General features: G+C 62.2%; 23 protein-coding genes. 6 read left to right on the top strand and 17 right to left on the bottom strand.

Annotated features, from left to right (window positions below):
• Positions 1-168 precede the first annotated feature (168 nt).
• From moaC to CMI59_RS02675, 9 genes are all read right to left on the bottom strand, one after another.
• Positions 169-648 carry a cyclic pyranopterin monophosphate synthase MoaC gene (gene moaC, locus CMI59_RS02715; protein WP_293324390.1) on the bottom strand — a complete coding sequence of 160 codons (480 nt, stop codon included), beginning with the start codon at positions 646-648 and terminating at the stop codon, positions 169-171.
• Positions 645-1166: a GNAT family N-acetyltransferase gene (locus CMI59_RS02710; protein ID WP_293324387.1), complete on the bottom strand. Its 522-nt coding sequence runs from the start codon at positions 1164-1166 to the stop codon at positions 645-647. Before CMI59_RS02710 ends, moaC begins: the two co-directional genes overlap by 4 nt.
• Before the next feature lie 6 nt (positions 1167-1172).
• Positions 1173-1970 carry an indole-3-glycerol phosphate synthase TrpC gene (gene trpC, locus CMI59_RS02705; protein ID WP_293324385.1) on the bottom strand — a complete coding sequence of 266 codons (798 nt, stop codon included), beginning with the start codon at positions 1968-1970 and terminating at the stop codon, positions 1173-1175.
• Positions 1967-3004 carry an anthranilate phosphoribosyltransferase gene (trpD, locus tag CMI59_RS02700; RefSeq protein ID WP_293324382.1) on the bottom strand — a complete coding sequence of 346 codons (1038 nt, stop codon included), beginning with the start codon at positions 3002-3004 and terminating at the stop codon, positions 1967-1969. The genes trpC and trpD overlap by 4 nt, the downstream gene beginning before the upstream one ends.
• Positions 3001-3594 carry an aminodeoxychorismate/anthranilate synthase component II gene (locus CMI59_RS02695; RefSeq protein ID WP_293324379.1) on the bottom strand — a complete coding sequence of 198 codons (594 nt, stop codon included), beginning with the start codon at positions 3592-3594 and terminating at the stop codon, positions 3001-3003. Before CMI59_RS02695 ends, trpD begins: the two co-directional genes overlap by 4 nt.
• Before the next feature lie 140 nt (positions 3595-3734).
• Positions 3735-4532, bottom strand: a complete 798-nt coding sequence (gene murI, locus CMI59_RS02690) for a glutamate racemase (RefSeq protein WP_293324376.1) — start codon at positions 4530-4532, stop codon at positions 3735-3737.
• A 16-nt stretch (positions 4533-4548) separates the two neighbouring features.
• A complete protein-coding gene (gene trpE / locus CMI59_RS02685; RefSeq protein WP_293324373.1) occupies positions 4549-6060 on the bottom strand; it encodes an anthranilate synthase component I in 1512 nt (503 codons plus the stop codon).
• Between the two features lie 9 nt (positions 6061-6069).
• Positions 6070-7962, bottom strand: coding sequence for a peptidylprolyl isomerase (locus CMI59_RS02680; RefSeq protein ID WP_293324370.1), 1893 nt, complete (start codon positions 7960-7962; stop codon positions 6070-6072).
• A 185-nt stretch (positions 7963-8147) separates the two neighbouring features.
• A complete protein-coding gene (locus tag CMI59_RS02675) occupies positions 8148-8492 on the bottom strand; it encodes a hypothetical protein (RefSeq protein WP_293324367.1) in 345 nt (114 codons plus the stop codon).
• A gap of 646 nt (positions 8493-9138) precedes the next feature.
• Here CMI59_RS02675 and tpiA point away from each other — a divergent pair.
• From tpiA to kdsA, 4 genes are all read left to right on the top strand, one after another.
• Positions 9139-9897, top strand: coding sequence for a triose-phosphate isomerase (gene tpiA / locus CMI59_RS02670; protein ID WP_293324364.1), 759 nt, complete (start codon positions 9139-9141; stop codon positions 9895-9897).
• Positions 9898-10066: 169 nt separating this feature from the next.
• Positions 10067-10579, top strand: a complete 513-nt coding sequence (gene secG / locus CMI59_RS02665) for a preprotein translocase subunit SecG (protein WP_293324361.1) — start codon at positions 10067-10069, stop codon at positions 10577-10579.
• Between the two features lie 120 nt (positions 10580-10699).
• On the top strand, positions 10700-12328 hold the full coding sequence (locus CMI59_RS02660) for a CTP synthase (protein WP_293324358.1): 1629 nt from the start codon (positions 10700-10702) through the stop codon (positions 12326-12328).
• A gap of 18 nt (positions 12329-12346) precedes the next feature.
• Positions 12347-13180: a 3-deoxy-8-phosphooctulonate synthase gene (gene kdsA, locus CMI59_RS02655; protein WP_293324356.1), complete on the top strand. Its 834-nt coding sequence runs from the start codon at positions 12347-12349 to the stop codon at positions 13178-13180.
• Positions 13181-13183: 3 nt separating this feature from the next.
• Here the strand turns inward: kdsA and CMI59_RS02650 are convergent, their stop codons facing one another.
• From CMI59_RS02650 to CMI59_RS02640, 3 genes are all read right to left on the bottom strand, one after another.
• The gene (locus tag CMI59_RS02650) at positions 13184-14086 is read right to left on the bottom strand and encodes a phytanoyl-CoA dioxygenase family protein (RefSeq protein ID WP_293324354.1); all 903 of its coding nucleotides are present in this window, start codon (positions 14084-14086) and stop codon (positions 13184-13186) included.
• Between the two features lie 31 nt (positions 14087-14117).
• Complete coding sequence (locus tag CMI59_RS02645) at positions 14118-14702, bottom strand: TetR/AcrR family transcriptional regulator (protein ID WP_293324352.1); 585 nt, start codon at positions 14700-14702, stop codon at positions 14118-14120.
• 73 nt (positions 14703-14775) lie between these two features.
• Positions 14776-16191 (bottom strand): ATP-binding protein, encoded by a 1416-nt coding sequence (locus CMI59_RS02640; RefSeq protein WP_293324349.1) that lies wholly within the window; start codon positions 16189-16191, stop codon positions 14776-14778.
• A gap of 237 nt (positions 16192-16428) precedes the next feature.
• Here CMI59_RS02640 and CMI59_RS02635 point away from each other — a divergent pair, with 237 nt between their 5' ends.
• On the top strand, positions 16429-17391 hold the full coding sequence (locus CMI59_RS02635; RefSeq protein WP_293324346.1) for a lysophospholipid acyltransferase family protein: 963 nt from the start codon (positions 16429-16431) through the stop codon (positions 17389-17391).
• Between the two features lie 18 nt (positions 17392-17409).
• Here CMI59_RS02635 and queF read toward each other — a convergent pair whose 3' ends face one another.
• The 5 genes from queF to CMI59_RS02610 form a co-directional block, all read right to left on the bottom strand.
• Positions 17410-17877 carry a preQ(1) synthase gene (gene queF / locus CMI59_RS02630; RefSeq protein ID WP_293324343.1) on the bottom strand — a complete coding sequence of 156 codons (468 nt, stop codon included), beginning with the start codon at positions 17875-17877 and terminating at the stop codon, positions 17410-17412.
• Positions 17874-18245 carry a 6-carboxytetrahydropterin synthase gene (locus tag CMI59_RS02625; RefSeq protein ID WP_293324340.1) on the bottom strand — a complete coding sequence of 124 codons (372 nt, stop codon included), beginning with the start codon at positions 18243-18245 and terminating at the stop codon, positions 17874-17876. The genes queF and CMI59_RS02625 overlap by 4 nt, the downstream gene beginning before the upstream one ends.
• Complete coding sequence (gene queE, locus CMI59_RS02620) at positions 18245-18919, bottom strand: 7-carboxy-7-deazaguanine synthase (protein WP_246220529.1); 675 nt, start codon at positions 18917-18919, stop codon at positions 18245-18247. The genes CMI59_RS02625 and queE overlap by 1 nt, the downstream gene beginning before the upstream one ends.
• Positions 18889-19617 (bottom strand): 7-cyano-7-deazaguanine synthase QueC, encoded by a 729-nt coding sequence (queC, locus tag CMI59_RS02615; RefSeq protein ID WP_167095217.1) that lies wholly within the window; start codon positions 19615-19617, stop codon positions 18889-18891. Before queC ends, queE begins: the two co-directional genes overlap by 31 nt.
• A 139-nt stretch (positions 19618-19756) precedes the next feature.
• A complete protein-coding gene (locus CMI59_RS02610; protein WP_167095218.1) occupies positions 19757-21667 on the bottom strand; it encodes a DUF1302 domain-containing protein in 1911 nt (636 codons plus the stop codon).
• 365 nt (positions 21668-22032) lie between these two features.
• Here CMI59_RS02610 and CMI59_RS02605 point away from each other — a divergent pair, with 365 nt between their 5' ends.
• Positions 22033-22578 (top strand): PadR family transcriptional regulator, encoded by a 546-nt coding sequence (locus CMI59_RS02605; protein WP_167095219.1) that lies wholly within the window; start codon positions 22033-22035, stop codon positions 22576-22578.
• Positions 22579-22614: the final 36 nt, after the last annotated feature.

Here is a 22614-nt window from a genome sequence, read left to right as displayed (position 1 = left end):
GCGGGCGGCTGCGTGCGCCGCGCGATGGCGTCTTCGGTGAGAACGCGCCCATGCGCCTGTGACAGAGGCACTGTTTCGGACGGGACCGTATGGAGCGCCGCGAGAATTTTGGACCGCGCGTCGAAAACGGAAAGAAGAGGGGTGTCGGCCATGGGAAAGGCCTTTCAGTCAGTCTGCATTATAGTCGCCCGACTTGCCGCCGCTCTTATGCGTCAGCCGGACATCGGTGATGTGCATGGCCTTGTCCACGGCCTTGGCCATGTCGTAGAGCGTGAGCGCCGCCACGCTGACCGCGGTCAGTGCCTCCATCTCGACCCCGGTCTGCCCGCTGGTCTTGACGGTAGCCTCGATCTCGACGGCGCTATCCTCCGTAGACGGAGTGAGGTGGAGTTCGACCTTGCTGATGGCAAGCGGATGGCATAGCGGAATGAGGGCCGATGTCTGCTTGGCGGCCATGATGCCTGCCAGCCGGGCCACCTCCAGCGCATTGCCTTTTTTCAGCCCGTCTTCGCGAATGAGGGTGAGCGTCTCCGGCGCCATGGTCACGCGCCCGCGCGCGGTGGCGACACGCGCGGTCACGCTCTTCTCCGACACATCGACCATATGGGCCGCGCCGCTCTCGTCGATATGGGAAAACTTGCCGCTCAATTTTCGCTCAGCTCCTTTTCCATGAAGCACCGGCGCTCCATCGGCAGGCCGCCATCTTCCTCGCGCATGCGAAGAGTGAAAAGACCTGGCGTCCAGTCATCCTGAGGCAGGATACGAAATCCGAGCTTCGCGTAAAACGGGGCGTTCCATTGTACGTCGCGGAACGTGGAAAGCGTCATCCGCCGGGCGCCCTGCGCAAAGGCAAAACCGCAGCAAGCCGCCGTCAGGCGGGCGCCGAGACCTTTGCGTGCATGGGCGCGATGAACCGACAGTTCGAACAGATGCCCGGCCCGGTCGATGAACCCGACCAGCGCGAAACCGGCCGGTTTATCCTGTTCATCCGCCGCGATCAGGATAGCGCCGCCCCGCAGAAAGGAGCGCACATAGGCTATGTCGGCGGGCGGGTGATCGGAAATTTCCTTCAGGCCGACATCGGCAAAAACCATCCCCGCATCCTTCTCGATCCCGGCCAGCAGGTCGAGTTCGTCGGGCCGCGCATGGCGTATGCGATAGGTCATTGGCAGTCAGGCCGCGTGGGCGAGAAGGTTGCGCGTTGCCGCCTCCACATCCGGCTGCCGCATCAGGCTTTCGCCTACGAGAAAGCTCCGAACCCCCGCCTTGGCAAGCCGCGCCAGATCGTCCGGCGTGAAGATGCCGCTCTCGCCGACGATCAGCCTGTCGGACGGAACGAGCGGGGCAAGTCGCTCCGTCGTTTCCAGCGTCGTCTCGAAGGTCTTGAGGTTGCGGTTGTTGATGCCGAGAAGTGGGCTCTTGAGGGTGAGCGCGCGCTCCAGCTCGGCCTCGTCGTGCACCTCAACCAGAACGTCCATGCCCCAATGGAAAGCGGCTTCTTCCAGGTCGTGCGCTTGCGTGTCGCTGACCGCCGCCATGATGATGAGGATCGCGTCCGCGCCCATCGCGCGGGCTTCCGCCACCTGATAGACGTCATACATGAAGTCCTTGCGGATCACCGGCAGCAGCACCGCATTGCGGGCGGCGGTAAGATAGTCCGGCGCCCCCTGAAAGGACGGCCCGTCCGTGAGGACCGAAAGGCAGGTCGCGCCGCCGGCTTCGTAGGCACGGGCAAGCACTGGCGGATTGAAGTCTTCCCGGATCAGCCCTTTGGAGGGGCTTGCCTTCTTGATCTCTGCGATCAGGCCATAGCCGCCGCTCGCACAGGCGTCGTGCAGGGCCTTGTAAAAGCCGCGCGTCGGAGAAGCCGCCGCCGCCGCTTCTTCCATCTGGGCCGGCGTGCGCGCGGCCTTGGCCGTCGCGATCTCTTCCAGCTTGTAGGCGCCGATCTTGTCGAGAATGTCGCTCATGCGGGCACCTGATTATTGGTCTGTTGCACAAGGCGCTCCAGCACTTTCGTCGCCGCGCCGTTGTCGATGCTTTCGGCGGCAAGCGCCACACCCTCCTCGAGCGAGGAGGCTTTCCCGGCGACGACAAGCGCGCCTGCGGCGTTCAGCAGCACGATATTCCGATAGGGGCCGGGCGCGCCCGCCAGGAGGTCGCGAATGGCTTGCGCATTATGTGCAGGGTCGCCGCCCTTGAGGTCGGCAATATCGGCACGCGGCAGGTCGACATCTTCCGGTGCGACCTCGAACTCGCGGATCTCGCCCTGGTCCAGCTCGGCAACGAAGCTGATGCCCGTCGTGGTCAGCTCGTCGATCCCGCCCATGCCCGGCACCGTGCCGTGCACGATCCAGGCTTTTTCCGACCCGAGATTGCGCAGCGCCTCGGCGAAGGGCCGCACCAGCTCGCGCGAATAGACGCCGACGATCTGCCGCGTCACGCCCGCCGGATTGGACAGCGGGCCGATCAGGTTGAAAATCGTCTTGATGCCGAGTTCCACGCGCACCGGTCCCACATGCCGCATGGCAGGGTGGTGGGCCTGCGCGAACATGAAGCCGATACCGGCTTCGCGAATGCTGCGCGCGATCACATCCGGCGCCACGTCGAGATTGACGCCCAGTTCCTGCAGCGCATCCGCCGTGCCGGAAAGCGAAGAGGCCTTGCGGTTGCCATGCTTGGCAACGGCAACGCCTGCGCCCGCCGTCACCAGCGCCGCCGCCGTCGAGATGTTGTAGGTGCCAGCGCCGTCGCCGCCCGTGCCCACAATGTCCACCGCGCCCTTCGGCGCTTCGACGCGGAGCATCTTCTCCCGCAATACGGTGGCGCCCGCCGTGATTTCGGTCACGCGCTCTCCGCGCACCCGCATCCCCATCAGGAAGGCGGCGATCTGCGCCGGCGTCGCTTCGCCTTCCATGATGTGGCTGAAGGCAAAGCGGGCGTCTTCCGCCGAAAGTTCATGGCCCTCGGACAGTTTGGCCAGAACGGGCTTGAGGTCGTTCATGCCGTCTCCATCACGTTGAAGCCTGCAAGCTGGAGGAAGTTCGCGAGAATTTCGTGCCCGCGTTCGGAGGCGATGCTTTCCGGGTGGAATTGCACGCCGTGAATGGGCAGCTCCTTGTGCTGCATTCCCATGATGATCCCGTCCGTCGTCCAGGCGGTGATCTCCAGGCAGTCGGGCAGGCTCTCGCGCTCCACGATCAGCGAGTGATAGCGCGTCGCCTCGATGGGGCTCGGCAGGTTTGCGAAAACGCCTTTGCCGTGATGATGGATGTCGCTCATCTTGCCATGCATCAGTACGGGCGCGCGCACCACCTTGCCGCCGAAGGCCTGGCCGATGGCCTGATGGCCGAGGCAGACGCCAAGAAGCGGGATCCTGTGCGCGGCCGCCGCCTCGATCAGCTCAAGGCAGATGCCCGCCTTGTCCGGATCGCAGGGGCCCGGCGAAAGCACGATGGCCGTCGGGCTTTTGGCCAGCGCTTCATTGACCGAAATCTTGTCGTTCCGGTGCACCTCGGCGCGCGCACCCAACTCCCCCAAAAAATGGACGAGGTTGTAGGTGAAGCTGTCGTAATTATCGATCAGTAGCAGCATGGCCGGGCTTTCAAGAACAAGAGGCTTTCAGGGCAAAGTGACAACCGGATGTTCCGGTCAATATAGCGCAGAATGGCGCGGTTATAATGCGCGTCGGAAAGATCGCACAATAGGACTGATGATCCCGCAATATCAATGCGTTACTGATCGCTGGCGACGGGGACGCCGCGGGCGCGCAACATGCCCGCGAGAGGGCGCGGGGCGGAAGCGCCGCTGGTGAAAAGCGTGAAGCCTTCTCCCTCCGCGATCCGCCTGTTGTTCCCGATCAGGGTCGCGAGCCGCTGCGCGATGGCGGGCGCCGGGTCGAGCCAGTCCACGGGCCAGGGCGCGACCGCGCTCATATGCGGGATCAGGAAGGGGTAATGCGTGCAGCCCAGCACCACGATGTCGGTGCGCCCGTTCTCTGTTTCGATGAAGCAGGGCAGAATTTCTTCCCGGACGGCCTCGGTGTCGATCTCGTCTTCCTGAAGCAGTTTTTCCGCAATCGCGGCGAGCCGGCGCGAGGCGACCAGTTCGACATGCACGTCGGCGGCGAATTGCTGGATCAGCTGACGCGTATAATCCCGGGCGATCGTGCCGGGCGTGGCGAGCACCGAAATGACGCCGCTCTTCGTGCGCCCGGCGGCGGGCTTGATGGCCGGGACGGTGCCGACGATGGGTATGCTGAAGCGCGCCCGAAGCGCGGGCAGAACCAGTGTCGAAGCCGTATTGCAGGCAATCACGATGGCCCGGGGCGCATGCGCCTCGACGAGGCCGTCCATCACCCGAACGATATGCTCGATCAGCGCAGCCTCTTCCCACTCTCCATAGGGAAAGGCGGCATCGTCCGCCGCATAGATGCATTGGCGCGTCGGTAGAAGCGTGTGGATGGCGTCGAGAACGGACAGACCGCCTATACCGGAATCGAAAACGAGGATCGGTCCGGCGCGCTCGGCCATGGTCACAGCCCCGTCGTCACTGCCTGCGTCCGCCCTGCGAGGCGTAGCGCACGGCCTCCTCGGCGGCGCGGAAAAGGGCCTTCGCCTTGTTCACGCTCTCCTGATACTCGCCTTCAGGGCTTGAATCGGCAACGACGCCTCCGCCCGCCTGCACATACATCTTCTCGTCTTTCACGATGGCGGTGCGCAGAACGATACAGGTGTCCATTTCGCCCGCGGCGGAGAAATAGCCCACGCAGCCCGCATAGGCGCCGCGCTTTTCAAGCTCCAGCTCGTCGATAATCTCCATCGCGCGAACCTTGGGCGCGCCGGAAACGGTGCCGGCGGGAAACCCGGCGATAAGCGCGGAAATGGCGTCATATTCCGGATCCAGATCGCCTTCGACATTCGACACGATATGGATGAGGTGCGAGGTGTGCTGCAGCGCGAATTTCTCGGTTACTTCCACGCTGCCGATCTTCGAGACGCGGCCCGCATCGTTGCGGCCGAGATCGAGCAGCATGAGATGCTCCGCGCGTTCCTTCGGGTCGGAGAGAAGCTCTTCCGCGATTTCGGCGTCTTCGGCCTTGTTCTTTCCGCGATGGCGCGTACCGGCGATCGGGCGGATCGTGACACGGTTGTTCCGTACACGAACGAGAATCTCCGGGCTGGAACCGACGATGGAGAAATCCTCGAAATTGAGGAAATAGAGATAGGGAGACGGGTTGATCCGCCGGAGCGCACGATAAAGCGCAAACGGGGGCAGGGTGAAGGGCGTCTCGAAACGCTGCGACAGCACGACCTGAAAGATATCGCCCGCCGCGATATACTCTTTCGCCCGCTCCACCATGCTGAAATAGGTTTCCTGCGGCGTGTTCGACTTCGGCGGCTGCAGGTCGTCGATATTGGCATCCTGCGAGAGATGCGGGATGGAACGGTCGAAATCGGCCACAACATCGTTAAGCCGCTCGCCGGCGCGGGCGAAGGCGGCGCGGGCGCTCACGCCCGCTTCCGGGCGCACCGGCGTCACCACCGTCACTTCATCCTTCACCGCGTCGAAAACGGCAATCACGGTCGGGCGCAGGAACAACCCGTCAGGAAGCCCCAGCGCGTCGGGGTTCTCGTTCGGCAGGTTTTCCATCAGCCGGACGGTGTCGTAGCCCATATAGCCAAAGACGCCCGCCGCCATGGGCGGCAGCTCGTCGGGCAGCTCGATCCGCGATTCCTCGATGAAAGCGCGCAGCGCATCGAGCGCATCCTTGTCGCAAGGCTCGAATGAACCGGTATCGACACGGGCATGACGGTTCAGTTCCGCCTTGTTGCCCCGGCAGCGCCAGATCGCGTCGGGCTTGAGACCGATGATGGAATAGCGGCCTCGCGTATCGCCGCCCTCCACCGATTCCAGAAGGAAGCTGTTCGGCCGTCCGTCGGCAATCTTCAGCATCGCCGACACGGGCGTCTCCAGATCGGCAACCAGCCGGGTATAGACGACCTGCGGCTCACCCGCTTCGTAAGCGCGTTCGAAATCCGGATACTCGGGAAAGATCATGTTCGTCACTTACTGGCTGGGGGTGCCGGTTACCTGCTGCACCAGCCGCTGATTGACGCTCACGCCCATCTTCTCCTGCAGGCCCGCGACCATGGTTCCGATCATGTCGGACGCAATCGAGTCCTTGATGTCCGCCTTGAGCTTTTTGTACTCGTCGGAATCGGCGGCGAGCTGCGGCTTGTGAATGTCCTTCACCTGCATCACCAGCATGCTGTCGCCGACCATTACGGGGCCGTATGTGAAGCGGCCCTTGGGCGTTGCGAACAGGCGCGTCACCGCGATGCGCGAGAACGTATCGCTGCGGGCATAGCGCTGAATACCTTTCTGCACCAGCACGCTGCGGTCGAACTCCGAGGCGATCTTGTCGAAGCTTTCGCCCTTGTTGCCACGCTCCGCGAGCTTCTGGGCCAGCGCGTCCAGCTTGTTCTTGCGCTGCTGGTCCTTCCAGTCCGACACGACCTGGCTGCGCACGTCTTTCAGCGGCGGAATTGCGGCATCCGTCTGCTGGTCCACATGCACCCAGTAATAGCCGCTCTTGCCATTGTCGCGCGGCGGGATCTGTTCGTCGGGTCCGTATTCATAGACCGTCTTCAGAAGGTCCGGCAGATCGGGCAGGTCCACGTCCTTGCCGTCCCGCGTCTTGCCGTCCTTGGTGACGCCCTTGATGCTCTGGATCGTCAGGCCGTTTTTCTCCGCGACGTCGCGGAACGACATGCCGCCGGCGCGGTCGTCCTCGATCGAGTTCTGGATATTGTAGATTTCCTCGCGGGCGCGCTGCATCGCCAGGGTCTTGCGCAGCTTGTCTTTCACGTCGTCGAAACTCTTGGTGACACCCGGTTCCACCTTGGTGACCTTCAGAACCACCGTCCCGAGCGGTCCCTTTACCGGATCGCTGACCTGGCCGGGCTCGAGCGAGAACGCCGCGTCGCCGATGGCGGGCGACAGCATCTGCGCCTTGCTGACCAGTCCGAGGTTCACATCGTCCATCGTAAGGCCGCGCGCTTTCACGACATCCTCGACCGGCGTGCCGCTGCGCAGCTTGGCGACGGCTGCGGCCGCATCCTCATTGGTGTCGAAGGTGATCTGGATGACGTCCCGTTTTTCCGGTGTATTGAAGCTCGCCTTCTGCTGCTCGAAAGCCGTTTTCAGATCGTCTTCCGATATCGAAATCGTCTCGGCGACCGCGTCGGGGGTGAGCTGCATGATGCTGAAGCTCCGCGTCTCCGGCTTCTGGAACTTGGCGGAAATCTTCTGGTAATAGGCCTCCAGCTCCTTCTCGTCGGGGTCGGCAACGTTTCCGGCAAGCGACGGCGGCAGCACCAGATAGGTCGCATCGCGCGTTTCCTTCTGGAAGGTCGCAATCGCGTCGACCATCGCATCGGGGGCATGAACGCCGTTGCCGATCACGCCGATCAGCTGGTTGCGGATCAGATAGTCCCGGCGATCCTTGATGAACGCTTCCTCGGAGATATTCGCGCGGGAAAGCGCCAGCTCGAAATTCCGCTTGTCGAACTTGCCGAACGTATTTTGCAGCTCCGGATCCGTCATGATGTTGTGCGCGACCTTCTTGTCGCTGACCGCGAGACCGAGGTCCTCCGCGCCGCCATTGAGCGCGGCAAGGCCGATGAGACGACCCAGCGCGCTCTGGTTCACACCCAGCTGCTGCGCAATCTGCGGCGTGATCGGCTGTCCGTAGCGCTGCGAGAGGCGGCGTGTCTCATTCGAGATTTCACGCTGATATGCCGCGACATCGATTTCCTGCGACCCGACGGTGGCCACGGCGGAAGAGCCATAGCCCCGGAAGATGTCGGCTATGCCCCACACTGCGAAGCTCACGACCAGCAAGCCCATCAGGCCCATTCCGATCCAGCCGGAGGCGGTTTTTCGCAGTGCGTCGAGCATGATCTTCTTTCCATTGGTCGCCGCCCGGAAATCGGGCCGGGGCGGTGTCTTCGGGTGGGGTGGGGGACAAATCTGCTCCGTCCCCCAAATCGGGCGGCATGATAGGTGCGGGGTCATGTGCCTGCAAGCCGCTCACCGGTGCTTCCCGCTTGATTTTCCTTACAAATCGGCAGGATGGGGACATTTCAGAGCGGCGCCTCGTATATCGGCGGCGCGCCCAGGCGCACATAGGCGTCCACACTGGCCCGGGCCAGCAGATTCGTAAGCCAGATCATGGCCAGAACGACGCCCAGCCAGGTCAGGAAGCGCGCCGCTGCAATCGGCAGGGGATAGGCTTCCTCATCGAAGGCGAGGGCAAAGAGCCCGGCGATGAACCCGACCTCCAAAGTCGGCATCAGGATGAAAAGCCCTTCCAGCACGTCGTCGGGCGGCTGGGTGTGAAAGGCGAGCCCGAGATAGGTCGCAAGGGCGGCCAGGACCGCGGCGGTGCGGGTGCGGCGGGCGAAGCCGTCCAGAATGAACGTGAACATAATTCTCCTCCGTTCTCTCCTCGCGAGGCGAAGAAAGGTCCAAGTCGTTTTGAAGTATTCGAGGGGCCGAGGACCTGCGGAGACAGCTCTCCCGTTCTCTCAAGCGGGAGGCTTGAAAGCGGAGATGTCAATGAGCCCGAAGGGCCCGAATACTAGTTAAAGTACGCAAACAGGCAGTCCGCGAGGGGCGCGGGCCGGGATCACTCAGATGGCGGAGCGGGAAGCGCAGCGCCATTCCGGATAGTATTGGAAAGACATATGTGACTCCGGGTTATGGATGACAGCCGATGAACCGGAGCCCGGAAAATAAAAAGGCCCCGATCCGTGGGATGGGGCCGCAAAACGTCGATATGGCAGGCTTATTTAAGCGCGCGCAAGCGACTCGGCCCCGAAGGCGAGTAGTGTCGACCGGAGGTCCAGAGGACCATTTCCATGAATTGCTTTTCCATCGCGCGCAACCTACGCCCGAGTCGTTTACTTGGCAAACAATTAGTCTTGAAGATGAGAATTTCGATTTTGGTGTGTTCTATTTGACGCATCTGTGGCATCGGCCGCCGGAAAGGGTGCAGTTGGCGGTCCGCAATGCTTCTGCTAAACGGTCGACCTTCTGGAAATGCGGCTTATCGGACAGGGACAGACAGTAGCAATGGCACGGCGCATCAAACCTCTCATCGCGGGCAATTGGAAAATGAACGGCCTTCGTGCCTCGAAAAGCGAGGTGACGAAGCTCGCGCGCAAGCTGGCCAGGGACGGCAAGCCCGCCTGCGACGTGCTCATCTGTCCGCCTGCGACCATTGTCGGTCTTCTGAAGGAGACGGCGAAGGGCAGCCCGGTCGCCATTGGCGGTCAGGATTGCCATGCTGCGGTGTCCGGCGCGCATACCGGCGATATTTCGGCTGAAATGCTGAAAGATCTCGGCGCCCGCTACGCGATCGTCGGTCATTCCGAACGCCGCGCCGATCATGACGAGACGGACAAGGTCGTCCGCGCCAAGGCCGAGGCCGCCCATCGGGCCGGGCTCACCGCCATTGTCTGCGTCGGCGAGACCGAGGCCGAGCGGGACGAGGGCGCAACCCTCAAGGTCATCCGCCGCCAGCTCAAGGGCTCGCTGCCCGACGGCATCGCGGCGCGCACCACCGTGGTCGCCTATGAGCCGGTCTGGGCCATCGGCACGGGCCGCACCCCGACGACCGAGGATGTGGCAAAGGTCCACAAGGAAATCCGCAAGCAGCTCGTCAGGCGGTTTGGTGATGAGGGCGAGAAAATCCGCATCCTCTATGGCGGTTCCGTTAAGCCCTCGAATGCCGCCGAACTCCTCGCTGTGGAGAACGTTAACGGCGCCCTGGTGGGCGGCGCGAGCCTGAAGGCCGACGACTTCTACGGCATCATCGCCGCAAGCGCCTGAAAATGAAGGCGGGTTGGGGCGCAAGAGGGCTGGAAAGCTTGCCTGTCTTGCGTTAAAACCCGCCGCCAAGAGCCGGACCGCGCCGAAAAGGCCCGAGTCCGGGCAATTTGTGTTTTCTGGAACTCAAGACCACGCAGCATTTGCCTGGCAGGAAGGCCCCGGATACTTCATGGCTACCATCCTTCTGATTATCCATCTCATGATCGCCGTGGCGCTGGTCGCCGTGGTTCTGCTTCAGCGTTCCGAAGGCGGCGCACTGGGCATTGGCGGCGATGGTGGCGGCTTCATGAGCGGGCGCGGCGCGGGCAGCGCGCTGACGCGGGCGACGGCCTTGCTGGCGGGGCTCTTCTTTCTGACAAGCCTCGGCCTCGGCATTCTGGCGTCTTATAGCGGTGGCGGCGGGTCCATCCTGGACAACATCGCTCCGCCGCCGGATTCGGCCCCCGCCGAGACCAATGACGTCAACGTCCCGGCGCCGGTCGGCAGCGGTCTGACGCCGGCTCCCGAAAGCACGGGCGACAATGCTGCGACGCCGCCTGCCGCCTCCGGCGAGGTTGCGCCTCCCCAGGCGGGAGCCGACGTCAGCGCAAACGGCGCAAACGAAGCGTCTGGCGGGGCGGCTGCGCCGTCTCAGCCTGCGGCTCCGGCCAGCGAAGAGCCCAGCGTTCCGCAGGCGCAGTAAGGGCCCGGCCCGGTGAGGACGTCCGAAATCCGGACAGTTTCCCTCATTCTTTGAAAAAAACCGGTGCGCCTTCAAATTGGCGCGCACCGAATCGTTTTGGTTGATGTAATCTGAGAGCCCATGACGCGGTATATCTTCATCACCGGCGGCGTGGTTTCCTCACTCGGTAAGGGTCTCGCATCCGCAGCACTCGGCGCGCTCCTTCAGGCGCGTGGTTTCTCCGTGCGTTTGCGCAAGCTGGACCCCTATCTGAATGTGGATCCAGGCACCATGTCCCCGATCCAGCACGGCGAAGTCTTCGTGACGGATGACGGCGCGGAGACCGATCTGGATCTCGGCCATTACGAGCGCTTCACCGGCGTGCCGGCGGCCCGTTCCGATAACATCACCACCGGTCGGATCTATCAGGACATCATCGGCCGGGAGCGCCGTGGCGATTATCTCGGCGGCACCGTTCAGGTGATCCCGCATGTCACCGATGCCATCAAGGAATTCGTCCTGTCCGACGCGGGCGGTGTGGATTTCGTGCTCTGCGAGATCGGCGGCACGGTGGGCGACATCGAAGGCCTGCCGTTCTTCGAGGCGATCCGCCAGCTCGGCAACGAATTGCCGCGCGGCCAGACCTGTTTCATCCATCTGACGCTGTTGCCCTTCATTCCCAGCGCGGGCGAGATGAAGACCAAGCCGACCCAGCACTCCGTGAAGGAGCTGCGGTCCATCGGTATCCAGCCCGACATTCTGATGTGCCGCGCCGACCGCGCCATTCCCAAGGATGAGCGCCGCAAGATCGCGCTCTTCTGTAACGTGCGCGAAACCGGCGTCATTCAGGCGCTGGATGTGGACACGATCTATGACGTGCCGCACGCCTATCATCTGGAAGGGCTCGACGCGGAAGTCCTGAGCGTCTTCGGCATCGAGGACAGCCCCGAGCCGAAGCTCGCACAGTGGCACAACATCACCTCCGCCATCCGCGAGCCGGAAGGCGATGTGACGATTGCTATCGTCGGCAAATATACCGGCCTCAAGGATGCCTATAAGTCGCTGACCGAGGCGCTGGTGCATGGCGGGATCGCCAACCGCGTGCGCGTCAATTTCGAATGGCTGGAATCGGAAATCTTCGAGACCGGGGACACCGCCTATTACCTTGAAGAGGTGAACGGCATTCTGGTGCCCGGCGGCTTCGGCGAGCGCGGTGCGCACGGCAAGATCGCGGCGGCGCATTTCGCCCGCACCCGCAACGTGCCTTATTTCGGCATCTGCTTCGGCATGCAGATGGCCGTGATCGAGGCGGCGCGCAACATGGCCAAAATCGAAAACGCCGGCTCCACCGAATTCGGCCCCACCGACGAACCCGTGGTCGGCCTGATGACGGAATGGATGAAGGAAAACGAACTCGTCCAGCGCAAGGCCAATGGCGACCTCGGCGGCACCATGCGCCTCGGCGCCTATGAAGCGGCGCTGAAGCCGGGCAGCAAGGTGGCGGAGATCTATGGCTCCACCACCATTTCGGAGCGCCACAGGCATCGCTACGAGGTCAACATGGGCTATCGGGAGAAGCTCGAGGCGGCCGGGCTTCTTTTCTCCGGCACCTCGCCGGATGGCTTGCTGCCCGAGGTCGTCGAGCTGCCGTCTCATCCCTGGTATGTTGGCGTCCAGTATCATCCGGAGTTGAAGTCGAAGCCCTTCGACCCACATCCATTGTTCAGCTCCTTCATCGCCGCGGCGGTGGAGCAGAGCCGACTGGTTTAACAGTTAGGCCAAACGCGCATGCCTGCGAACAGCACCGTCAGGATCGGCGACCTCGAAATCGCCAACGACAAGCCCTTCACGCTGATCGCGGGGCCTTGCCAGCTCGAAACGCGCCAGCACGCCTTCGACATGGCCGGCGCGATCAAGGAAATCACGGCTAAGCTGGGCATCGGTTTCATCTACAAGACCTCTTTCGACAAGGCGAACCGCACCAGCCGCAATGCAAAGCGCGGTCTCGGTCTCGAGCTCTCGCTGCCGATCTTCGAGGATTTGAAGAAGGAGTTCGGCGTACCCGTCCTCACCGACGTGCATGAGCGCGAGCAATGCGCCGAAGTGGCCTCCGTCGTGGATGTCCTCCAGATCCCGGCCTTCCTTTGCCGTCAGACCGACCTGCTGGAAGCCGCCGCCGCCACCGGCAAGGTGGTGAACGTCAAGAAGGGCCAGTTCCTCGCACCCTGGGACATGAAGAATGTCGTGAACAAGGTCGTCGATGCGGGCAACCCGAATGTGATGGCAACCGAGCGCGGCGTGAGCTTCGGCTATAACACGCTGGTGTCCGACATGCGCGCCATCCCGATCATGAAGGAGCAGTGCGGCTGCCCGGTCGTGTTCGACGCGACCCATTCCGTGCAGCAGCCTGGCGGGCAGGGCGGCTCTTCGGGCGGCGACCGGGCCATGGTGCCCGTGTTGGCATCCGCCGCCGTCGCGATCGGCGTCGGCGCGGTCTTCATGGAAACCCATCAGGATCCCGACAACGCGCCTTCCGATGGCCCGAACATGGTCCGCCTCGACGGCCTCGAGGCGCTCCTCACCCGCCTCAAGGCCTTCGACGACCTCGCAAAAGCCACCTGATCTTTAAGCCTTCTCGCCCCTGACCGACGCGGAGACTTCCTCCAGCAATTCCGCTGTGCCAAACCGCGCGGCCTCAAGGTCCGTGTTTCCCAGCGCATATTCCGGCGGCACCATTTCCGGGCCCTCGCCGGGCGCGAGCGGCGGCGAGTAATAGCCCAGCGCATAGCTTCCCATCGAATAGCCGATCAGCGCCTGAAGCTCTGGCGACAGCGTCTTCGCGATCTCCGGCGGGCAGGAGAGATACTGGTTCTCCTCCTGGCGCAGCCATCCCAGCGTGTAGGTGATGTTGATGCCGATGCGGTCACCATTCGAAATATTGGCGCCGCCGCCATGGAAGACGCTGCCCGAATAGACAAGCACCGACCCCGCCGGCATTTCCGCATAGCCGATCTCGTTGTCAGACGGTTCGTAATTGTCCGGCCAGTCGAGGCTGCCAGGGCAGACCTGCGTTGCGCCGTTCTCCTTGGTGAAATCGGTGATCGCCCAGATCGTATTGAACTGCGGTTCCACATTCGTGATGTAGGTGCCCCAGGCCCATCGGTCGCGATGGATCTGCTGCTTGGGCTGGCCCGGCTTGATGCGGATGACCTGCGTCAGGTGAAGCTGGATGCGTTCGCAGAAGGGCTTGAGGAAGGCCTGCGCCGCGTCGGTGATCGTCTTGTTGGCGACCATCTCCCGGCACGCTTCGGAGCGCGCCACAAGCGCGCCCGTGCGCGTGGTGTGGTGGCCGGTGAAGTCGTCCTGCCCCTCGGGCGTCGCCTCGATATAGGGCATGGTCTCCTTTTTTACCTGCGCGATCTTATCCGGCGTCAGCACGTCCTTCAGGATCAGCGCGCCGTCGCGCTTGAGAACGGTAAGGATTTCCTCGGGCGTGGCGCTGGCGGGCAGCGTTTCGAGTTTCGGCATGGGGTGGTTCCTCCCTGATGTGCTGCCTGCCTCACGGCGCCGGCAAGAGTGGACGAAGCATCGCTTCGAGTTGGTTCTGAAGCCGCTCGGCGGTCCATATGTCGGGCTGCATGGCGGCATGAACGCCAAGCCCGTCCACCACGGCGATCACGGCTTCCGCCGTCACGTCGCAATCTATATCCGGGGCCAGCCGCCCCTTGGCCTGTTCCCGCTTCAATATCCTCGCCGCCTTTTCGCGGAACTCGTCGTAATAGCGGTTGTTGATGTCGGCGAGGGTAGGATCCGCCACCGCCCGGCTCAGGAAACACAGCCAGACGCGCCATTGCAAAACGCCTTCCTCGTCAAGCGGAAGGGCCAGGGCGGCGCGCGCGACGAGGTCCTCGGTCCCGTCGTCCGATAGCAGCTCCTGCAATATTTGCTGCGCGAGGTGATCGAAGGCGGCGAGCAGCAACGCATCCTTGCCTTCGAAATAATGCGTCAGCGCGCCCGTGGTCGCCCCGACGGCGCGGGCGACATCCGCAAGGCGCGTATTGTCGATACCCCGCCGGCCGATAACGCTGATGGCGGCTTCGGTGAACTCTCGGCGGCGTTCGATATGGTCGATCAGTTTTGGCATAACCGTTATTATAAAAAAATACCGGCAGGACGCAAGGCTGTTTCTCCGTCATCGGAGATGAGGAAAAGCCGGCTCAGGCCACGGCCGGTGTACGGGTCGGGTCGATAATCGTGGATTTCATGGTTTTCGGCAGCGCTACGGTCGCCGTCGTCCCGATGCCGGGCTGGCTCTGGATGGTGAATTTGCCCTGCATGACGCGAACGAGTTCATTGGTGAGGGCAAGGCCCAGGCCGACCCCCTCGAACGACCGGTCGAGCCCTGTGTCGGCCTGCCAGAACGGGTCCAGCGCATGTTTGAGCTGTTCGGCATCCATGCCGATGCCGGTGTCGCAAACGCTGATGTTGATGCCCCCGTCTTTCGCCGGGGAAACGTCCAGTGTCACCGAGCCGCCTGCCGGTGTGAACTTTACGGCGTTGCCGAGAAGATTGATCAGAATCTGTTTCAGGCGGCGCTCATCGGAGGTGATGTCGGGAAGGGACGGCGCCTTGTGAAAGTTCAGTTGGACACCGTGGGTCTCGGCCCGGCCGCTTACGATCACCAGACAATTGTTGCAGATCGCGTCGATGTCCAGCGCATGGGGCGTGATCTTGATGTTGTCGAGTTCGACGCGGGACAGGTCCAGAATGTCGTTCACCAGCGTGAGCAGGTGGGTCCCCGCGCTGTTGATGTCGCGGATATATTCGGCATAGCGCTCGTTTCCGACCGGCCCGAAAAATTCATGCATCATCGCTTCCGAGAAACCGATAATCGCATTGAGGGGCGTGCGCAGCTCATGGCTCATATTGGCCAGGAATTCGGTTTTGGCACGGTTGGCCTTCTCGGCGCGTGCGTAGAGTTTTTCCTTGGCCAGCGCTTCGGCGAGACGCTTCTCGCGAAGGACCGCTTTGTGCTGCATTTTGAGCAGTCGCCGGTTCACCCTCAACCTTAGGGTCTGCGCCAGCACACCCAACGCGACGGCAAGGATGTTCATGAACAGGAAGTGGATCAGCTCCTGTTCTACATCCACAATCCCTTCGGCCAGCACAAGCCATGTTACGAGAGTGACGGCATAGGCGATAACGAGGTAGGTCCGCGAAAGGAAGAACAGTCCGACGACGATGAAAGTCAGCGCAAAGTTCGTGGACTGATCGAGATCCTGCAGAAGCCACATATGGACCGACGAATTGAGCAGCCCCATCCCGACAATAAGGAACCCGGGCACATAGGCGTAACGGACCGGGATTTTGTTTTTCCAGGTCAGTCCGGCAATGACAGCGGAAACGATCGCCGTTGCACCGGCGATGACCGTCATGATTTGAATGGAGTGCGGCGGCAGCGCATAAGGGTGAAAAACCGCGAGACCCGCATACAAAACGACGGCGCAGATTGAAACGGGAAAAACCGTTTCAAGGTAGATGGCGTCGAGTTCCTGCTCGATGTCAAAGGAAGAGCCTTCCCCGGCCTTGGCGGCGTGGGGAGCGCTTCCCAACAATGTCTTGAGGCGTCGCACGGCTCTTTCGGCTCCCGGAATCTCGGGTAGGCAAGTTTTGCCGTGTTACATTGCGGCGTGAGGCGTAAAGTAATCTTTACTAAAATAGGTATTTTTTAACTGACACATGCTTGGGCCCGGCGCACGAATCTTTGCATCTGTTTGTGAATGCGCGCCTTGTCCGGTGCGACGGCGGCGTGAGAGCGGAAATACGTTTGCCGACACAAATATGTCGCCTCGGGCGGGCAGTTTTTTCTCATGAGCGATGAAGCGGAGTTGGCGTTGCCCCCTGGACTGGAGGACCAGTTCAGTTTCGTGGCGCCCGGCGACAGTGCATTGAGGCGGAAAACCATCCGGACGATCGAACGTCTGGTGGGCCAGCGGGAGCTTATGCAGCTCTACCTGCGCAACCGGGCTGCGCCGAGGCCTGAGGAGCCGTTTTTCGAGGCGGGGCTGCGTCTTCTGCGTCTGCGGCTGGCTTATGACGAAGCAAGGCTTGCCGCGATCCCGAAAGAGGGACCGCTCATCTTCGTCTCAAATCACTCTTATGGCGTGCTGGACGGGATCGGCGCCTGTGTGCTCGCCGGTCGCGCGCGCGGCGACTTTCGGATCCTGATCAACTCGCTTCTGACCGGCCCGGAAGAGATGCGGCTGAATTCTCTGCCGATCGACTTCCGTCTGACGCGCGACGCAATGGCCACGAATCTGCGGACCCGGGCGGAGGCCCGCCGCACCCTTGCCGAGGGCGGGACCCTGATCCTCTTTCCCGGCGGGACCGTCTCGACGCGGATGCGCGCCTTCTCCCGTTTGCCGGCCTTCGATCCCGCCTGGAAGCCCTTCGTCTCGCAGCTCATCCAGAAATCGCGGGCGAGCGTGGTGCCCCTGTATTTCGAGGGAGAAAATGGCTGGGCCTTCCATGCGGCAAGCCATCTCAGCGCCACCTTGCGCATCGCGCTTCTGTTTAGGGAGGTGCGAAAGCAGATGGGCGGATCTTTATCCGTCCAGATAGGCGACGTTATTCCCTATGAGGAAATCGCCCATATCCGGGATCGGTATGCGCTGGCGCAGCATCTGCGCGACCTGACCTACAGCCTGGGCGGGCGTGAAGTTCCGGCCAATTACGGCCCACGCCTCGCACGGCGGCTGCAACTCGATCCCCCGAGGGAGATATTGCCGCCCGATGAGGGGAAGCCGTCGGACAGGTTCCGGATCGCCTACTAGACTAGACCCGGCCTGGCCTCAGCCTCTGCCGCGATAGGGCTGCACGCCCTGGTCCGGCACCCACACACCTTCCGGCAGCTTGCCCGTCTGCCAGAAGACGTCGATGGGGATGCCGCCGCGCGGATACCAGTAGCCGCCGATCCTGAGCCATTTCGGTTTCAGCAGCGTGTTGAGCCGTTTGCCGATGGCGACGGTGCAATCCTCATGGAAGGCCCCGTGATTGCGGAAGGACTGGAAATAGAGCTTGAGTGATTTGGACTCCACCAGCCATTTGCCCGGCGCATAGTCGATCACCAGATGCGCAAAATCCGGCTGCCCGGTCACGGGGCAGAGGGAGGTGAATTCAGGCGCGGTGAAGCGGGCGATATAGTCCGTGTCGGGATGAGGATTGGGCACCCGTTCCAGCTGCGCGTCCTCGGGCGAGGCCGCTGGCGCCACGTTTTGTCCGAGCTGCGTCACGACGTGAGGGTCGTTTTTCTTGCTCATGCCTTGTCCTCCGGCCCGTCATAGACGCAGCCTTCATTGCAGGAGGCGCGATGGATCTCGATGCGGGCGACCTCCGGAAGCGGGCCTTTGAGCTTATTCCAGATCCAGGCTGAAATCTTTTCCAGCGTCGGAAATTCAAGGCCCTCGATCTCGTTCAGCAGGTGATGGTCCAGCTCGCCGCGCACCTTCATCAACTCGCGTTCTACATCCTCGAAATGGCGAACGAGCCCCGTCGCCGGATCGGGTTTGCCCTCCAGCCAGACGACGACGCGGAACGAATGTCCGTGCATTCTGCGGTTCGGATGACCTTCCTCCGCATAAGGAAGGTAATGCGCCGCGTCGAACATGAATTCCTTATAGATACGCATTACGGAATACCGATCATCTTGTGTGTTTGCAGGCTCAGCTTCCACTTCGGATGCTTGAGGCAATACGCTGTGGCGGCCTGGGTGTTCGCTTCGCGGTCGGGGCCGTCCATCGGCTGCAGATAAAAATGCCGAAAGGCGAGCGTTTCGAAGCGTTCCGGCATGGCGGCGGCCTGCGGAAAGACCAGCTTCAATTCGGCGCCCGTGAGCTGCGCCAGCGGGGCGTCCGCCTTGGGGCTCACGCAAATCCAGTCGATCCCTTCAGGGGCCTTCAGCGTACCATTGGTCTCGATGGCGATCTCGAAACCGCGCGCATGAAGCGCAGCAATGGCCTCGCTGTCAAGTTGAAGCAGCGGCTCGCCGCCAGTGCAGACGACATAGCGTGTGTCGTCGGTGTCGCCTTCCCACGCCGCGGCGACGGCATCGGCAAGCTCATCGGCTGTTTTGAATTTACCGCCGCCGGGGCCGTCCGTGCCGACGAAATCCGTGTCGCAGAAGGTGCATTGCGCGCTTTCGCGGTCCTGCTCGCGCCCGGACCAGAGATTGCAGCCCGCAAAACGGCAGAAAACGGCGGGCCTGCCGGCCTGCGCGCCTTCACCCTGAAGCGTGTAGAAAAGTTCCTTCACCGAATACATGGACCCCGCCTTTACCGCCCTGCGGCCTGCGCGGCGCGCCATTTCTCATAGCCCGACGCGCGAAGCTCGCAGGCAGGGCAGGTGCCGCATCCATAGCCCCAGTCATGCCGCTGGCGACGGTTGCCCCGGTAGCATGTATGGGTGTCCTCGATAATGAGCTCCACCAGTGCCTTGCCGCCCAGCTCTTCCGCCAGAGCCCATGTGGCCGCCTTGTCGATCCACATCAGGGGCGTTTCGATGGTGTAGGGCTTTGCCATGCCGAGAGACAGCGACTGCTGGAGTGAGCGCATGGTCTCGTCCCGGCAATCCGGATAGCCGGAATAATCGGTCTCGCACATCCCGCCCACCAGCGTGAAGGCGCCCCGGCGATAGCCCAGCGCGGCGGCATAGGTGAGGAAGAGCAGGTTACGGCCCGGCACGAAAGTGGTCGGCAGGCCGTCCTCTCCCATCTCGATTTCGGCTTCGCGTGTCAGCGCCGTGTCGCTGATGGCGCCCAGCGTGGTGAGGTCGAGCATGTGATCCGGCCCGAGCCGGGCAGCCCAATCGGGAAACAGCTCGCAGAGCCGCTCACGCACCCGCTCACGGCATTCCAGCTCCACCTTGTGGCTCTGGCCGTAATCGAAGCCGATGGTCTCCACCTTCTCATAGCGCGCCAGCGCCCAGGCCAGGCAGACGGTCGAATCCTGTCCGCCGGAAAAGAGAACGAGAGCCTTGTCCGGTTTTTGCGGGGTCTGAGCCATTTTCTTTCGATGCGTGAGGGCCGTACAGGCCGGGATCGAGGTGTTGAACAGCAGCCTCGCCCCAGCGTCAAGCGCGTGCCGGAAAAGAAAAACCCCGGAGGCGGAAGCCCCCGGGGTTGGTCGTGGCCCGATCCGGGGATCAGAACGCGTAGGAGATGCTCGCCTGCACGTAATCGCGGTCGGTCATCGTCACCGTCCAGTCGTTCGAGAACGTGTTCACATAGGCGAGGTTCGCGCGCCATGAGCTCTGGTAGTCGATGCCGACACCGATACCGACCTGTTTCAGGCCCTGCTGGTAGTTGGCCGTGTTCGGGCCGGGCGACCAGCCGGTGAGGTCCTGGCGCCATGCCAGATAGGGCGACACGGTGAAGGGCGTATTGAAGGCGTTGTTGTAGTCCACGCCCAGACGCATCACATAGCCCGTCGACCACTCCGTCGCATATTGCGGGTTGGTGGCAAAGGGCGAGCCTTGAAGGATGGCAGCACCGGTAACATTCGGATAGCCACCTTCCGCGCCGCCACGGTTCAGCGGATATTTGTCTGCGTTCGGCACATAGACGAAGCCCATGTTGAACAGGAAGTAGCCGCTGTCGGCGCCCAGCGTCGACGGGATCAGATCCGTCGAGGAGAAGGCGTCGATCGTGTTGAACTGTCCCTGATAGGCATCGAGGTCGATATGCGAGAGCGTCGACTGACCTGCACCGGGATTGAACGGAAGCAGGCTGATCGGACCGTTCGGCAAGCCATTGGCGTCGGCGAGCGGATCGGTCGCACCCAGACCGTCGATCTGGGAAGCGTTCATTGCACTGTCGTTGATACCGAAGGGCATCTTCGGCGAGAAGGTCAGCTCGCCGGCCACGGCAGTGGTGCCGATCGTGGTGTTGAAGCTCGCGCCGATCGTCTCGATGGTCGGGAAGTCGTAGAAGTAGGTTGCCTGGTTGGCACCGATGGCAAAGGCGAGAGGGGCAATGCTGGCGGCGACAGCAGGCACAGAGCAAGCGCCCGGCGTACCGGCGAGCGTGTCGCAGGTCGTCTGGAAGTCCGTCGGGCCATTGGTGAAGCCAAGATAGGGAAGACGGCTGGAAAAGCGGATGTAGTAGAGACCGAAATCCGTTCCCATGCCGACATCGGCTGCGTAATAGTGCAGCGCGGCGCCGAACTGGTTGGTGGAGTCCTGACCGCGATCCGCCGTGCGATCCAGACAGATCGGGTTGCTGTTCGGGTTGAGGTAGTCCGCCGGATTATACGAGCCGTCCGGTGCGCAGTTCTGCGGATCGTCGAAATTGGCGTTCAGGACCGAGGGCAGAGAGCCCGGTCCCGTAATGTCGTCCGTGGAGAAGAACGAACCGGCCGGATCGAGGCGCGTGATCGAATAGGCGAACTGCCAGAAAGCCTCAAGGCTGATATCCGGCGTCAGCGCGGTCTGGAAGACCAGCATCGGCATGGCCGTGTAGCCTTCGCGCAGTTCCGAACCGGGCGCGCGGATCGCCGTCACGTCGGCGGCCTGGAAGCTGTTGACGCCGCCCTGAATGAACAGGCTTTCGCCCCAGTTCAGCACCTGCTTGCCGAAGCGGATGGTGGTCTGGTGGCCGGCGATGTCGAAGGAGCCATAGACATAGGCATCGAGAATCTTCGCTTCGCCGTTCGCCACACCCTGCGCCGTTGGCGTCAGGTCGTAGAAGTCCATGTTGTTGGCGGCATAGACCTGGTCGTAGAAGGCGGTCGGACGGACGAAGAAGCCGTAATTCTTCCACTTGCCGGAAATGTCCATCGTGGCGCGAACCGTGGCGCTGGTGATGTCGCCCGGGCCGAAGTTCAGATTGCCATTGTCGGAGTTCATGCCGGTACCGGCGCCGTCGCCCTGCACACAGCCGCCGTTCTTGGAGTTCACATGGCGGCAGTCGCGCGCGCTTGCACGCATGGTCACACCGGCTTTCAGCGTGGTTGCGGTCGAAATGCTGAGGTCGCCGAACTTGAATTCCTCGGCATGTGCGGCCCCGGAAAACGTAGCGGCAAGAAGCGCTGAGGCGGCGAATATTGCGGAAAGCAACGTACTCCGCCGATCTTCGCGGGTGACAGACCCGCTAAGTACCCGTAATTTCATATTGTTACCCCCCTAGCTGCTAGGAGTTCCCTGTTAGCGTTCCCTATCGGCGGTTGGGTAAAGTATGCAGCCGGCCCCGCCGGAGCCGGCTACGAGGTGGTGAGGGATGCTGACCTTGACGATCGAGGAGGAGGAGGAGGAGGAGTGATACGTCGTGTGGTCAATCTGTTATATATCTATTCATTCTAGGTCTAAAAAACCTATATATGAACCCGATATAGACAAATAACTCACGAGGCAAGTGCCGGGAGGGCACACCAAAGACAAAACCGGTTTTTGAAATGAAATCTGCTGACGGGGAGGGAAGCGGGTTGAACACCAAGGAATTGCTGCTCAGCGTATTGATGGGCGGTCCAGCCACTGGCTATGACATCAAGAAAATCATGGAGCAGGACATCTCTGAACTGCTCGATGTAAGTCTTTCAAACCTTTATCCGGCGCTGAATGAGCTGGCGACTGAAGGGCTGGTCACCTTCGAGAAAGTCGAACAGGACAATCGGCCGAACAAGAAGATCTACGAGTTGACCGAAGCGGGGAGGCGCGCCTGTCTGGATGCGCTGATGACCTGCACGGCCAAGCACAAGCTCCGCTCGGAATTCCTTTTCATCCTGTCCTTCGCGCCGTTTCTGCCGCGCGAAAGGCTCGAGGAACTGCTGGACCGGCAGACCGAGGAATCGGAGCGGATACTCGGGGATCTCGACCGCCGGGAGGCCGAGCAGGATCGCAATGCCGGGCAGGTCTTCGCGGCCGGTCTGGGACGCGCGATCGTCGAGGCTCAGCTGGCCTATATCCGCCAGAACCGCGAATGGCTGCTCGATAGTGCCTATGGTCCCGCCAGGATGGCGGCGGCCAACTGATATTCGTGCCTCGCGGGATGGTATGAGGCTCCAATT

The organism is Parvibaculum sp., from assembly GCF_002684405.1.
Taxonomy (GTDB): domain Bacteria; phylum Pseudomonadota; class Alphaproteobacteria; order Parvibaculales; family Parvibaculaceae; genus Parvibaculum.
Note: the sequence above shows the minus strand (reverse complement) of the source record. Positions and strands in the feature narration are given on the sequence as shown.